The 13,340-nt window shown below is 57.2% G+C and carries 10 protein-coding genes and 1 rRNA gene; all 11 read left to right on the top strand.

Annotated features, from left to right (window positions below):
- The 11 genes from HWX44_RS02225 (at position 1) to HWX44_RS02175 (ending at position 13,119) form a co-directional block, all read left to right on the top strand.
- Positions 1 to 486, top strand: coding sequence for an arginine repressor (locus HWX44_RS02225; RefSeq protein ID WP_046648521.1), 486 nt, complete (start codon positions 1 to 3; stop codon positions 484 to 486).
- 76 nt (positions 487 to 562) lie between these two features.
- Complete coding sequence (locus tag HWX44_RS02220) at positions 563 to 1,777, top strand: argininosuccinate synthase (protein WP_046648520.1); 1,215 nt, start codon at positions 563 to 565, stop codon at positions 1,775 to 1,777.
- Between the two features lie 32 nt (positions 1,778 to 1,809).
- The gene (gene argH, locus HWX44_RS02215) at positions 1,810 to 3,234 is read left to right on the top strand and encodes an argininosuccinate lyase (protein WP_102234433.1); all 1,425 of its coding nucleotides are present in this window, start codon (positions 1,810 to 1,812) and stop codon (positions 3,232 to 3,234) included.
- Positions 3,235 to 3,447: 213 nt separating this feature from the next.
- Positions 3,448 to 5,001, top strand: a complete 1,554-nt coding sequence (locus tag HWX44_RS02210) for an amino acid permease (protein ID WP_071409707.1) — start codon at positions 3,448 to 3,450, stop codon at positions 4,999 to 5,001.
- 14 nt (positions 5,002 to 5,015) lie between these two features.
- Positions 5,016 to 6,053, top strand: a complete 1,038-nt coding sequence (locus HWX44_RS02205; protein ID WP_049154619.1) for an ornithine cyclodeaminase — start codon at positions 5,016 to 5,018, stop codon at positions 6,051 to 6,053.
- Positions 6,054 to 6,143: 90 nt separating this feature from the next.
- Positions 6,144 to 7,268: a hypothetical protein gene (locus HWX44_RS02200; protein ID WP_049154613.1), complete on the top strand. Its 1,125-nt coding sequence runs from the start codon at positions 6,144 to 6,146 to the stop codon at positions 7,266 to 7,268.
- A gap of 36 nt (positions 7,269 to 7,304) precedes the next feature.
- Positions 7,305 to 8,870, top strand: coding sequence for a vWA domain-containing protein (locus HWX44_RS02195; RefSeq protein ID WP_049154614.1), 1,566 nt, complete (start codon positions 7,305 to 7,307; stop codon positions 8,868 to 8,870).
- Between the two features lie 35 nt (positions 8,871 to 8,905).
- On the top strand, positions 8,906 to 9,499 hold the full coding sequence (locus HWX44_RS02190) for a hypothetical protein (RefSeq protein ID WP_046648514.1): 594 nt from the start codon (positions 8,906 to 8,908) through the stop codon (positions 9,497 to 9,499).
- Between the two features lie 11 nt (positions 9,500 to 9,510).
- Positions 9,511 to 9,690 carry a Trm112 family protein gene (locus HWX44_RS02185; RefSeq protein ID WP_049154615.1) on the top strand — a complete coding sequence of 60 codons (180 nt, stop codon included), beginning with the start codon at positions 9,511 to 9,513 and terminating at the stop codon, positions 9,688 to 9,690.
- Positions 9,691 to 9,727: 37 nt separating this feature from the next.
- Positions 9,728 to 10,987: a tyrosine--tRNA ligase gene (gene tyrS / locus HWX44_RS02180; RefSeq protein ID WP_175973013.1), complete on the top strand. Its 1,260-nt coding sequence runs from the start codon at positions 9,728 to 9,730 to the stop codon at positions 10,985 to 10,987.
- A 613-nt stretch (positions 10,988 to 11,600) separates the two neighbouring features.
- Positions 11,601 to 13,119 (top strand): 16S ribosomal RNA (locus tag HWX44_RS02175).
- Positions 13,120 to 13,340 lie beyond the last annotated feature (221 nt).

Here is a 13,340-nt window from a genome sequence, read left to right as displayed (position 1 = left end):
ATGACTACGACCCCAACTACACGCAACGCCCGCCAAGCCAAGATCTTGGAGATCTTGGATCGCACCCGGGTCACCAGCCAAGTTCAGCTCTCAGAGCTCCTGCTCGATGAGGGGATTGATATCACGCAGGCTACGTTGTCGCGTGATCTCGATGAGCTGGGAGCCAAGAAGGTCAAGCGCGATGGCGGGCGGTCCTTCTACGTGGTGGGCGGTGAGTTGGAGCAATTCGAAGATCAGCTCAACGGCCCGCGAGAGAAGCTCCGGCGCATGCTTGATGAACTGGTGGTGTCCCATGACTTCTCTGGCAACATCGCCATGCTGCGCACCCCGGCGGGCGCTGCGCAGTACTTGGCCTCCTTCATCGACCGCGTGGGACTTCCAGACGTGGTCGGCTGTATCGCGGGCGATGACACGATCTTCGTCCTCGCGCGCGAAGGGTTGACCGGCCGCGAGCTTGGTGAGAAACTCACCAACCGCAGCATTTAACATTTATACGTAAGTCTGTATAATATAAATAAGTTCGATTTTTTAGCACCTGTTTGTCTTAAAGGAGCAAATTACTATGACTGCACGCGTTGTGCTTGCCTACTCTGGCGGTCTCGATACCTCTGTCGCCATTCCTTACCTGGCCAAGATGACCGGCGGCGAAGTCATCGCCGTCTCTCTTGACCTCGGCCAGGGTGGCGAGGACATGGAGTCCGTGCGCCAGCGCGCCCTCGACTGCGGTGCGGTCGAGTCCATCGTCGTTGATGCCAAGGATGAGTTCGCAGAGGAGTACTGCCTGCCCACCATCAAGGCAAACGGCATGTACATGAAGCAGTACCCGCTGGTATCGGCCATCTCCCGCCCGCTCATTGTCAAGCACCTCGTTGAGGCTGCTCAGACTCACGGCGGCACCCACGTCTCCCACGGTTGCACCGGCAAGGGTAACGATCAGGTGCGCTTTGAGGTCTCTTTCCGTGCGTTGGATCCGGCTCTGGAGATCATCGCCCCGGCGCGTGACTACGCCTGGACCCGAGATAAGGCTATCGCCTTCGCCGAGGAAATTAACCTTCCCATCGAGCAGTCCGCAGCATCCCCGTTCTCCATTGACCAGAACGTCTGGGGCCGCGCGGTAGAGACCGGCTTCCTAGAGGACCTGTGGAACCCGCCGACAAAGGACCTGTACGCCTACACCGAGCAGCCGGACCTGGGCAATGCCCCGGACGAGGTGACCATCACTTTTGACAAAGGTGTTCCCACCGCTATTGACGGCAAGCCGGTGACCGTCCTCCAGGCTATCGAGGAGCTTAACCGCCGCGCTGGTGCCCAGGGCATTGGCCGCCTCGACATGGTGGAGGACCGCTTGGTAGGCATCAAGTCTCGCGAGGTCTACGAGGCCCCTGGTGCCATGGTGCTCATCAAGGCTCACGAGGCGCTGGAAGACGTCACCGTGGAACGCGAGCTGGCCCGTTACAAGCGCCTCACGGACGCTCGCTGGTCCGAGGAGGTCTACGATGGCCTCTGGTTCTCGCCGCTGAAGCGCTCCCTGGATGCTTTCACCGAGTCCACCCAGGAGAACGTCACCGGCGATATCCGCATGGTTCTGCATGCCGGTACCGCCACCGTCAACGGCCGTCGCTCTGGCCAGTCGCTGTACTCCTTCGACCTGGCTACCTACGACACCGGTGATACCTTCGATCAAACCGCGGCCAAGGGCTTTGTCCAGCTTCACGGTCTGTCGACGCAGATCTCCAACCAGCGTGACCGCGACGGCGGTTTCCCCACCGGTAAGTAAACCAGCACAGCCAAGGTCAAGGTAAGGAATCGATGCATAAGACTAACGAGGGTGCGCTGTGGGGTGGCCGCTTTTCGGGCGGCCCCTCCGAGGCGATGTTTGCCCTGTCCGTATCCACCCACTTCGACTGGGTCCTCGCCCCCTATGACGTGCTGGCCTCCAAGGCTCACGCCAAGGTCCTGCACAAGGCCGGATTGCTATCCGACGCTGACTTGGACACCATGCTTAACGGCCTGAGTGAACTAGGGGAGAAGGTCGCTTCTGGTGAATTCACCCCGCTTCCGACGGACGAGGATGTCCACGGTGCGATGGAGCGCGGTCTCATCGACATTGTAGGCCCCGAGGTTGGCGGCCGCCTGCGCGCTGGACGCTCCCGCAATGACCAGGTGGCAACGCTGTTCCGGATGTGGATTCGCGATGCCATTCGCGATATCGCACTTCAGGTCACGGATTTGGTGGAGGCTCTGGCTAGCCAGGCCGAGGCCCACCCGGATGCCGTTATGCCGGGCAAGACCCACTCCCAGGCGGCGCAGCCGGTGCTGTTGGCACACGAGCTGCTCGCTCATGCCCAGCCGCTGCTGCGCGATATCGAGCGCCTGCAAGATCTGGATAAGCGCTTGGCGGTGTCCCCTTATGGTTCTGGTGCGCTTGCGGGCTCCTCGCTGCACCTGGATCCGGAGGCGATTGCCGAGGAGCTGGGCTTCGATTCTTCCGCGGAGAACTCGCTGGATGGTACGGCGGCGCGTGACTTCGCCTCCGAGACGGCCTTCGTGCTCACCCAGATCGCGGTGGACATGTCCCGGCTGTCGGAAGAGATCATCTACTGGTGCACCCCGGAGTACGGCTACGTCACCCTGGATGATGCCTGGTCGACTGGTTCCTCGATCATGCCGCAGAAGAAGAACCCGGACGTTCCGGAGCTGACCCGCGGTAAGACCGGCCGGCTCATCGGTAACCTCACCGGCCTGTTGGCAACGCTCAAGGCGCAGCCTTTGGCCTATAACCGAGACCTGCAGGAGGATAAGGAGCCCATCGTGGACTCGGTGGCGCAGCTGAACCTCTTGCTGCCTGCCATGACTGGGCTGGTGGAAACCCTTACCTTCCATGAAGACCGCATGCGTGAGCTGGCCCCGCGTGGCTTTACTTTGGCCACCGACCTGGCCGAATGGATGGTGCGCCAGGGTGTGCCGTTCCGTGAGGCGCATGAGGCTTCCGGTGCCTGCGTGCAGATCGCGGAGTCTCGCGGTGTGGATCTGGTGGATCTCACGGACGAGGAACTGGCGGGCGTCGACAAGCGCCTGCTTCCGGAAGTTCGTGAGGTGCTGACCATTGATGGGGCAGTGGCATCCCGCTCCACCAAGGGTGGCACCGCTGGCGTTCGCGTGGTGGAGCAGCGCGAAAAGGTTAGGGAGCGCGCTGGCGCCGCGCGGGAGTGGGCCAAAACTTCCCTGCGCTAGTCCGCACAGAGAATGAATAACCGCATGGTCTTTTCAGGCCATGCGGTTCTTTTGTGTGGGGGTAGAAATCAAATCTATTACTACTGGGCATCGATGTGCTGGGTCGCACTGTGGGGGTGCCGAAGTGACGGAAGTCTCATTAGGTTGTTATAACGTTTTCTTAGGGAATGTGAAGAAAGGCACGTTCGCAACTTTGAAAGGACTACCTTCCTAATGGCTGATACACTTCGCCCGCCCAACACGGAGTCTCACGAGAAGGAGAAAGCGGTCTATGCTTCGGAAGACCACGGACTTCAGAAGGGGATGGGCAATCGCCAGCTCCAGATGATTGCCATCGGCTCTGCGATCGGTACCGGTTTGTTGCTCGGTACCGGCAGCCGTTTGCAAACCGCTGGACCATTTCTCGCAGTTTTGTATTTGGTCTGCGGTTTCTTCGGTTACATTATCTTGCGCTCGCTCGGCGAACTCATCGTCTACCGCCCAAGTTCGGGTTCTTTCGTGTCCTATGCGCGTGAGTTTTACGGCGAAAAGACTGCCTTCGTTACCGGATGGCTCTACTGGGGCAACTGGGCTGCGACCCTGGTGGCCGACGGCACAGCCGTGGCCATCTACATCAAGTGGTTTGGTCAGTACACCTCCTGGCTCGACGCTGTCCCGCAATGGTTACTTGCTCTCGGCGTAGTGTGCAGCATCCTGTTGTTCAACATGTTGTCGGTGAAGATCTTCGGTGAACTGGAGTATTGGTTCTCCATGATCAAGATCATCGCGCTGTTGGTTTTCATGGTTGTGGCTATCGGCGTGGTGATTATGGGGCACCCGAATGGTGACCCCACGGGCTTTAGCCTGATTTCCGATGCCGGTGGCTGGCTTCCCAATGGCCTGCTTCCCGCCGTCATCGTCATCCAGGGTGTGGTCTTCGCCTACGCCGGTATCGAGCTGGTGGGCACCACCTCCGGTGAGACCAAGGACGTGGAGAAGCACATCCCACGCGCGGTCAACAGCGTCCTGTTCCGCATCGTGGTCTTCTACTTCGGTAGTGTGCTGCTGCTGACTCTGGTGCTGCCGTACACCAGCTACGTTGCGGAAGTATCGCCGTTCGTGACCTTCTTCGAATCCCTCGGCGCTGGTTATGCCGCACCGATCTTCCAGCTGGTCGTCATCACCGCGGCAATCTCCTCGCTAAACGCCGGACTGTATTCGACGGGCCGCATCATGTACAACATGTCTACTGCCGGCTCCGGGCCGAAGTTCGGCGCGCGTATGTCCAAGTCCGGTGTGCCCTATGGTGGCATCGTGATGGCCGCCTTCGTCGGCCTTGCCGGTGTGTTCCTCAACTATGTTGTGCCTGAAATGGCCTTCGAAATCGTGCTGAACTTGGCGGCGCTGGGCACACTGGCGTCGTGGGCTGCAGTGGCCTTGTCACACATCAAGTTCGTGCAGCTGGCCAAGAAGGGGCGCTATACCCGCCCGAACTACCGCTCGCCATTCGGCCAAGCTGGTGACTGGTCCGTTCTCGCTTTCATCGGCGTGGTCATCATCCTCATGGCTTTCGATTACCCCATCGGAACCTTCGCTTTGGCCTCAACGCTACTTCTCATCCCAGTGTTTGCGGCAATGTGGTTTGCCTGGCGTGAGCGGATCTACGCGATTGCGGCGGAGAGGAAGGCCAAGCACCTGCCGACCTCGCGCTTCCCGGCCGCACCGCAAACGGACCTTCACCCCAGGAACCGAAACGCACAGAACAGCAAGAACCAAGACAAGAACTAAGAATGGAGACTTTGATGAAGCCTGTAGTTAAGTTTGTTGATGTAGAGAATATGGCGCGCTGGATTCAGCGCGAAGGCGTCGAGAACATCATCACCGGGATGGTGGACTACCTTGAAGCCGACTACCGCGAATGGGAGCGCTTCGACAAGGTTGCGCGCGTTGCCTCCCACACCCCCTTTGGTGTTATCGAGCTCATGCCGACCTCCAATGGCAAGGAGTACTCCTTCAAATACGTTAACGGTCACCCGTCCAACCCCGCCCGCGGCTTTCAAACGGTTACTGCCTTCGGCGTGTTGGCAGACGTCGACAATGGATACCCCACCTTCGAAGCTGAAATGACGCTTCTTACTGCACTACGCACGGCCGCGACCTCCGCCATGGTGGCCAAGTACCTAGCCCGCAAGGATTCTAAGCGCATGGCCATGGTGGGTGCCGGCTCCCAGTCCGAGTTCCAGGCCCTTGCCTTCCGCGGAGTGATGGGAATCGATGACATTGCCATCTACGATATTGACCCTGAGGCCGTAGAGAAATTCCGACGCAATCTGGAACCGCTGGGCTTCAACATTACGGCCGTTTCGAGCGTTGACGAGGTCGTTGTGGGCGCGGATATCATTACCACCTGCACTGCGGACAAGGCTCAAAACCAGATTCTGGCCGAGCGCCACGTTGCACCGGGCGTGCACCTCAATGCCGTCGGTGGTGATTGCCCGGGCAAGACCGAGCTCGAAAGCTCCATCCTGGATAAATCCAAGGTCTTTGTTGAATTCCCAGAGCAGACACGCATCGAAGGAGAGATTCAGCAGAAGCCGGAGGACTTCCCGGTTGTCGAGTTCTATCAGGTACTCACCGGCCAGGCCACCGGGCGCGATAATGATGAGCAGATTACGCTCTTCGATGATGTCGGATTTGCCATCAATGATTTTTCTGCACTGCGCTACCTGCGTGATTCCGTCAAGGGTACAGATTTGGAATCCGAAATCGACATCATCGCGAACCCCGACGACCCGAAGGACCTTTTCTCGTTGGTCGCGAACGTACCTTCTCTTCTTTAACCAGAGCGCACGGAAAGGGGGGAGCCTGTTTCTCCCCTTACCCCGCCGCGAATCCAGCGGTGAGAAGAAAATCACTTTATGATTTAGAACATGAGCAGCTCATCATCGAAGAAGCGCACCAAGTCCTTCGTGATCGCCGCGGTTTTCCTTGCGCTCGCTGTGGTATCCGTCGTGATAGGTCGCGGAGGTAGTTCCCTTCCGAGCTTTGGCTTTTCCACAACTACGCACCACGTTAAGGGCGCCATTAGCCCGGAGCTGGAGGCTGTTTTTAAGGACCCGGCCACAACGAAGGCGATGGAAAAGCACAATATCGAACTCGAGCTCGATATCCTGCCGGCACGGAACTTCGTTGAAGGAAGCAGTAGCTTGGACAAAGATTATGACTTTGTGCTCGCGGATCCTAACGGCGCTACATGGACCTCCGATGTGCGCGATGCCCATCCGGAACTAGCCGGAAGGGATGACCTATCCCCGATGTTTTTTGGTAAGCCGCTGTTGGTGCTGGTACATAGCGAGCTTGTCGAGGACATGAGGGACCACGGCTTGGTTGCGGGATACGACAACCAGGCGGCTTTGGACATGGAGACGCTGGTGGAGATGTCCCAGAAAGACACTCGCTGGCGGGACATCAGTCCGTCCTTCGGCTCGCCGCGCGTGGTGGATGTGGCCGTGCCACAGGTGGACCAGTCCTTTGCCGCACTGCGCTATGCCCGGGTCGTACACACCGCGGCCGCGAACTATGCGGAAAAGGACCTGGGCAGCGATAACAAGGAGAAGATCAACGCGCAGGCGGATGACATCATGCGCCGCCTCGTTGCTGATCAGGGGTATGGCGAAACCACTGATCAGGGCATCCTCGATGCTTTCCTCCGTGTGGATAAGGGCGAAATGCCTATGGTATTGACCACCGCGGAGCAGTACGTGTACCTAGAACGTGCGGGCAAGGACCTATCCGGCTATACGCTGTTGGCGTTGAAACCGGCGACGAAACTAAGCAGCATCGTTCTTCCACTCACTGAGGAGGGCGCATTGTTCGTCACAGCAATGAATGACGCAATCCCAGCAGTCGCGGAGAACCTTGGCTTGGGCTCGGAGAATTCGGACTTCATTGCCGATATTGAGCCTTCAGATAACTACCAGATCCCGGTGGATGGTGGCGATACCACCCCACTGCGGTGGGCGGATTATGAAGAGATTTTGCGAGTGGTTGGCTAAGGCCCCGCAAGGAAAGCATCAGGAAGGTACAAGGGAATGTTTCGGTCTTTAAAAGTCCTGCTCGTCATGCTGAGCGCCATGGCGCTGACGGCTTGTTCGGCAGGTGACTTGTTCGATGATGTGGATATGCCGGGTTCCGGCTCGTCCTTCAGCGGTGGCCTCAACATTGTGGCGGCCACGGAGCTTAAGCCTCTGGAGCCGGTGCTTGACGACGCCTCCCAGGACCTCGGCTTCGATATCACCATGACCACCGAGGATGGGACGCTGGCGAATTCCCGCAGCCTGAAACAAGGCGGTTTCGACGGATCCTATGATGCCACGTGGTTTGCCACCAATCGTTATGCGCGCATCATTGGTGCCGATGAGAAGCTGCGCAAAGAACACAGTGTGGCGCGATCCCCCGTGGTACTCGGTGTGCAGCCTTCCGTGGCTAAGGAAAAGGGCTGGACCACGAAGCAACCAACGTGGCAGGAGATTGCTGACTCGGGGATTACCTTCGGTATGACCGATCCTTCGACCTCAAACTCGGGCTTCTCCGCGCTATCGGCTGCGACCACTGCTTTCGCGGACACCGGGCGCGCGCTTACGGAGAAGGATATCCGCCAGGCCACGGGCAAGGTCCAGAAACTCTTCAGTAACCAGACTTTAACGTCGGGATCGTCGGGTTGGCTGGCTGATAGGTTCCGCGAGCATCCGGAGCAGGCCGACGCCATCCTTAACTATGAATCAGTGCTGTACCAGCTCAAGGATGAGGGCGTCGATCTTGAGGTGGTCATCCCCTCCGACGGCGTGATTTCGGCGGACTACCCTTTGTCGGCTCTCGCCAGCTCCCCGGACCAGGAGGCTGAAGGTAAGGTGCAGGCACTTGCCGAATGGTTTGCTGAACACCCAGAGAAGCTGAGGAGCTACCACCTGCGTGTGGACGATTCTGACATGCCCGGGACCATCTTCGAGCTGCCGTACCCGGCCAATGAACAAACCGTAAGCGCACTGGAGGATGCCTTTGCTCACGAGCTGCGTAACCCTGGCAACACGGCGCTGGTCTTGGATACCTCGGGCTCCATGGAGGGCGAGCGCATTGATTTGCTCAAGAATAGTCTGCGCCCGCTGATCGACGGCTCAGCTGACGGCTCTCCAGACGGCGAAGGCCAGGTAGCCTTCCGTAACCGTGAGCAGATCAAGCTCATCCCATATTCTTCTGAGCCGCAGCAGCCGACTCGCGCGCGAGTCGATTTGCAGAACCCGGCAACCACAAAAGAGCTTGCTGATCGCGTAGATCGACTCGTGGCGGATGGCGATACGGCGACGTTCGAGGCTGTGCTCAATGCCTTCAACGAGGTAGACACCAGCAGCGGCGAGATTGGGACCGTGGTGCTCATGACTGATGGCGAAGTGACGCGTGGGCGTACTTTTGCACAATTTAAGGAAGCCTATGAGCAGCTTCCCCCAGAGAAAAAGGAGATCCCGGTCTTTGTCATCTTGTATGGTGAAGCCAACATTCAAGAGATGGAGGAGCTTGCTCAGCTCACGGGCGGCAAGACATTCGATGCGCTCAACGGTGACCTCGCCGCGGCCTTCGAGGAAATCCGCGCTTACCAGTAAAAATCTCCACCTATCCCCAGGAGGACCTACACCTTATGAACACACTGAACTCGCGGAAGATCGTCGTCGGCGTTGCGGTAACGGCGCTCGTTATCGTCCTTCACGTGTTGACTGGTGGCGGTTTAGGTTTCTTGTGGCCACTGGTCGCGGTCTGCACAGGTGCGGCTGCGGGATTCGTGACGCCGCCAAAGCAGGAGAAAGCTATTGAGGCCCCCACCTCGGGTGCAGGTCAACTGATTAGCTCATTGGAGGGCGTCCGATACAACCTGAAGCAGTCCAAAGTGCCCGGACCTGTTAAGAAAGCGTGGGACTCGTTCGATGACTCGGCCGTGTGGGTCCTAGACAATTGGCACCGCCTCGACGATGCCCCACACCAGCAAGCCCTCGTGCGGGACATGATTGAAGAACACTCTAAGGAGCTGGTGAATTCTTACCTCGACGTCACGGACTTGAAGAATCCAGTGGCTGTCGAGGAAATGAGCGAATCGCTGGGGATCCTAGGCCGAGAGATGGGCGAGATTCGAGACGCCATTGCCCAAAACTCAGTACGCAACCTGCGCAACCATTCCATGGCTCTCAAACTCGAATACGGCGGGACCCTTCCATCCATCGAATCCAAGGAGGTGTAGGGTTAGCGGTTATGAGTCTCGATTCGAAGCTGCTCGACATCTTGGTATGTCCGCAGGATAAAGGTCCGCTGAACTATCTGGCCGAAGAACAGGTTTTGGTCAACGAACGCCTCGGCGTGGCCTATCCCATTGAGAACGACATTCCCGTCATGCTGGTAGACCACGCAGTACCGTGGCCACCCCAGAACTAATTCTCACAGCACCGAATCGACTTTCCAAGGAGCATTCATGAACATCATCGATGAGCTGCAGTGGCGCGGCCTCATTAACCAGTCCACCGACCTTGACGCACTGCGCGAGGCTTGCGAAGAGCCCATTACCTTGTACTGCGGTTTTGATCCAACCGGTGACTCCCTCCATGCTGGTCACCTCGTTCCGATGATTATGCTGCGCCGCTTCCAAAAAGCTGGCCACCACCCGATTGCTTTGGCCGGTGGCGCGACGGGCCAAATCGGTGACCCACGCGACGTAGGGGAGCGCACCATGCTGTCGCAGGAGACCATCAACGAGAACATGGTGGCTATCAAGAAACAGCTACGCCAGTTTGTTGACTTTGAGGGCGAGAACGCAGCCACCATGGTCAACAATGCTGACTGGACCTCGCAGATGACCGTCATTGATTTCCTGCGTGATGTCGGCAAGAACTTCTCGCTGAATACCATGTTGGACCGTGATACCGTCAAGCGCCGCTTGGAGTCCGACGGTATTTCCTACACCGAGTTCTCCTACATGCTCCTCCAGTCCAATGACTACGTTCACCTCAACGAGGAGTACGACTGCGTCCTGCAGATTGGCGGTGGCGATCAGTGGGGCAACATCGTGTCTGGCGTCGACCTCAATCGCCGCGTTAAGGGCGTCAAGGTTCACGGACTCACCGTCCCGTTGGTGACGGATGCCCAGGGGCAAAAGTTTGGCAAGTCTACCGGCGGCGGAAAGCTCTGGCTCGATCCGGAAAAGACGTCGCCTTACTCGTGGTACCAGTACTTCCTCAATGCCGGTGACTCCGTGGTTATTGACTACCTCCGGTGGTTTAGCTTCCTGTCGAAGGAAGAGATCGCTGAATACGAGGAGAAGGTTGCTAATGAACCTTTCCGTCGCGAGGCACAACGCCGTCTCGCCCAGGAGATGACCACGCTGGTCCACGGCGCGGAAGCCACCAAGGCTGTCGAACTTGCTGCTCAAGCGCTGTTCGGTAAAGCAGAGCTTGCTGACCTTGATGAGCAAACGCTGGCGGGTGCGCTTTCTGAAACCACCGTGGCCGAGGTGGCTGCCGGTGAACCGCGCTCCATCGTTGATCTGTTGGTTGCTTCTGGTCTGGCAGCTTCTAAGGGTGCGGCTCGTCGCACCATCAAGGAAGGTGGCGCCTATGTCAATAACCAGCGTATTGAAGCCGATGACTGGGAGCCGGCGGACGAAGACTTGCTTCACGGTAAGTGGCTGGTGCTTCGTCGCGGTAAGAAGAACTTTGCCGGTGCCAAGCTGAACTAATTAGAGCTCTCGACTTCGCTAGATGACTGCATGCGAATCCCGTCGCCTTGTGCGGCGGGATTCGTCGTTTTCTGGGACAGTGCATCTACACCGGCGCCGAAGGTTAAGGAAAGTGCTGTTAACCTGGCGATTTGTTGAAGCTTGGGGCTGTGCGTATATTTATCGAAGTCGCCGCGAGACGCTGGTGACACGGAGATTAACTCCTAGTTGACAAGGGGCAAACTTGTTAGCTAGAGTATGAACTCCAGCCGCTCAGAGCAGAGGATAGATGAATTCGATGTGACGGGTGTGCGGATGATGTTTGAGAACTCAATAGTGTGCCAATGTACTTTTTGTGTTGGTTGATTTTTATTGTTCTGGCCGTGATGCGTTGTATGTGTGTTGCGGTTGGTGTATGCCGGATGGCGCTTTTCCTTTAAGCGGCGTCATTGTAAATAATATTAAGTTGTTTGGGCATATTGATTTAAATCTTCTAACTAGGCCAGCTCCCTTTTTTGCCCCGTCGGGTTGGGGGTTGGTTGGATTTTTTCTTTATGTAATTTTTGGATAGCCAGTCCGTGCTGTGCACGGTTTGGTTTGTCTGTTTGTTAGGTTTGGGCTTTTCACGGCCTTTTTTGTGGAGAGTTTGATCCTGGCTCAGGACGAACGCTGGCGGCGTGCTTAACACATGCAAGTCGAACGGAAAGGCCTCTTGCTTGCAAGGGGTACTCGAGTGGCGAACGGGTGAGTAACACGTGGGTGATCTGCCTTGCACTCTGGGATAAGCTTGGGAAACTGGGTCTAATACCGGATATGAACCGTCTTTAGTGTGGTGGTTGGAAAGTTTTTTCGGTGCAAGATGAGCTCGCGGCCTATCAGCTTGTTGGTGGGGTAATGGCCTACCAAGGCGTCGACGGGTAGCCGGCCTGATAGGGTGTACGGCCACATTGGGACTGAGATACGGCCCAGACTCCTACGGGAGGCAGCAGTGGGGAATATTGCACAATGGGCGGAAGCCTGATGCAGCGACGCCGCGTGGGGGATGACGGCCTTCGGGTTGTAAACTCCTTTCGACAGGGACGAAGCGTAAGTGACGGTACCTGTATAAGAAGCACCGGCTAACTACGTGCCAGCAGCCGCGGTAATACGTAGGGTGCGAGCGTTGTCCGGAATTACTGGGCGTAAAGAGCTCGTAGGTGGTTTGTCGCGTCGTCTGTGAAATTCCGGGGCTTAACTTCGGGCGTGCAGGCGATACGGGCATAACTTGAGTGCTGTAGGGGAGACTGGAATTCCTGGTGTAGCGGTGAAATGCGCAGATATCAGGAGGAACACCGATGGCGAAGGCAGGTCTCTGGGCAGTTACTGACGCTGAGGAGCGAAAGCATGGGTAGCAAACAGGATTAGATACCCTGGTAGTCCATGCCGTAAACGGTGGGCGCTAGGTGTAGGGGGCTTCCACGTCTTCTGTGCCGTAGCTAACGCATTAAGCGCCCCGCCTGGGGAGTACGGCCGCAAGGCTAAAACTCAAAGGAATTGACGGGGGCCCGCACAAGCGGCGGAGCATGTGGATTAATTCGATGCAACGCGAAGAACCTTACCTGGGCTTGACATACACTAGATTGCTGCAGAGATGTAGTGTCCCTTGTGGCTGGTGTACAGGTGGTGCATGGTTGTCGTCAGCTCGTGTCGTGAGATGTTGGGTTAAGTCCCGCAACGAGCGCAACCCTTGTCTTATGTTGCCAGCATTTGGTTGGGGACTCATGAGAGACTGCCGGGGTTAACTCGGAGGAAGGTGGGGATGACGTCAAATCATCATGCCCCTTATGTCCAGGGCTTCACACATGCTACAATGGTCGGTACAACGCGCAGCGACACTGTGAGGTGGAGCGAATCGCTGAAAGCCGGCCTTAGTTCGGATTGGGGTCTGCAACTCGACCCCATGAAGTCGGAGTCGCTAGTAATCGCAGATCAGCAACGCTGCGGTGAATACGTTCCCGGGCCTTGTACACACCGCCCGTCACGTCATGAAAGTTGGTAACACCCGAAGCCAGTGGTCTAAACTTGTTAGGGAGCTGTCGAAGGTGGGATCGGCGATTGGGACGAAGTCGTAACAAGGTACCCGTACCGGAAGGTGCGGGTGGATCACCTCCTTTCTAAGGAGCATATTTTTTGGCACCAATTGGTGTCTTTTAGCCGCACTTTTGTTGTGTGGCTGGTGGTTGAGTGAACAAACGTTTTACTGCCACCGTAAGTTAATCGGGTGGAGATACATCTTAACTGGGATGATTGATTAACCAACGTGGCGCTTGTTAAGTGTCTGTTTTGAAAAGTGCTTGGTGCATTGTTGGGTGTCTGGGGCATTGTTCCCTGGTTG

The sequence above is a fragment of the Corynebacterium sp. Marseille-Q2823 genome (assembly GCF_903645345.1).
Classification (GTDB): domain Bacteria; phylum Actinomycetota; class Actinomycetes; order Mycobacteriales; family Mycobacteriaceae; genus Corynebacterium; species Corynebacterium hiratae.
Note: the sequence above shows the minus strand (reverse complement) of the source record. Positions and strands in the feature narration are given on the sequence as shown.

Bases quoted from the DNA above. Each gene is read 5' to 3' on its own strand.
- HWX44_RS02225 (WP_046648521.1), top strand. From the start codon at position 1: ATGACTACGACCCCAACTACACGCAACGCCCGCCAAGCCAAGATCTTG.
- HWX44_RS02220 (WP_046648520.1), top strand. From the start codon at position 563: ATGACTGCACGCGTTGTGCTTGCCTACTCTGGCGGTCTCGATACCTCT.
- argH (WP_102234433.1), top strand. From the start codon at position 1,810: ATGCATAAGACTAACGAGGGTGCGCTGTGGGGTGGCCGCTTTTCGGGC.
- HWX44_RS02210 (WP_071409707.1), top strand. From the start codon at position 3,448: ATGGCTGATACACTTCGCCCGCCCAACACGGAGTCTCACGAGAAGGAG.
- HWX44_RS02205 (WP_049154619.1), top strand. From the start codon at position 5,016: ATGAAGCCTGTAGTTAAGTTTGTTGATGTAGAGAATATGGCGCGCTGG.
- HWX44_RS02200 (WP_049154613.1), top strand. From the start codon at position 6,144: ATGAGCAGCTCATCATCGAAGAAGCGCACCAAGTCCTTCGTGATCGCC.
- HWX44_RS02195 (WP_049154614.1), top strand. From the start codon at position 7,305: ATGTTTCGGTCTTTAAAAGTCCTGCTCGTCATGCTGAGCGCCATGGCG.
- HWX44_RS02190 (WP_046648514.1), top strand. From the start codon at position 8,906: ATGAACACACTGAACTCGCGGAAGATCGTCGTCGGCGTTGCGGTAACG.
- HWX44_RS02185 (WP_049154615.1), top strand. From the start codon at position 9,511: ATGAGTCTCGATTCGAAGCTGCTCGACATCTTGGTATGTCCGCAGGAT.
- tyrS (WP_175973013.1), top strand. From the start codon at position 9,728: ATGAACATCATCGATGAGCTGCAGTGGCGCGGCCTCATTAACCAGTCC.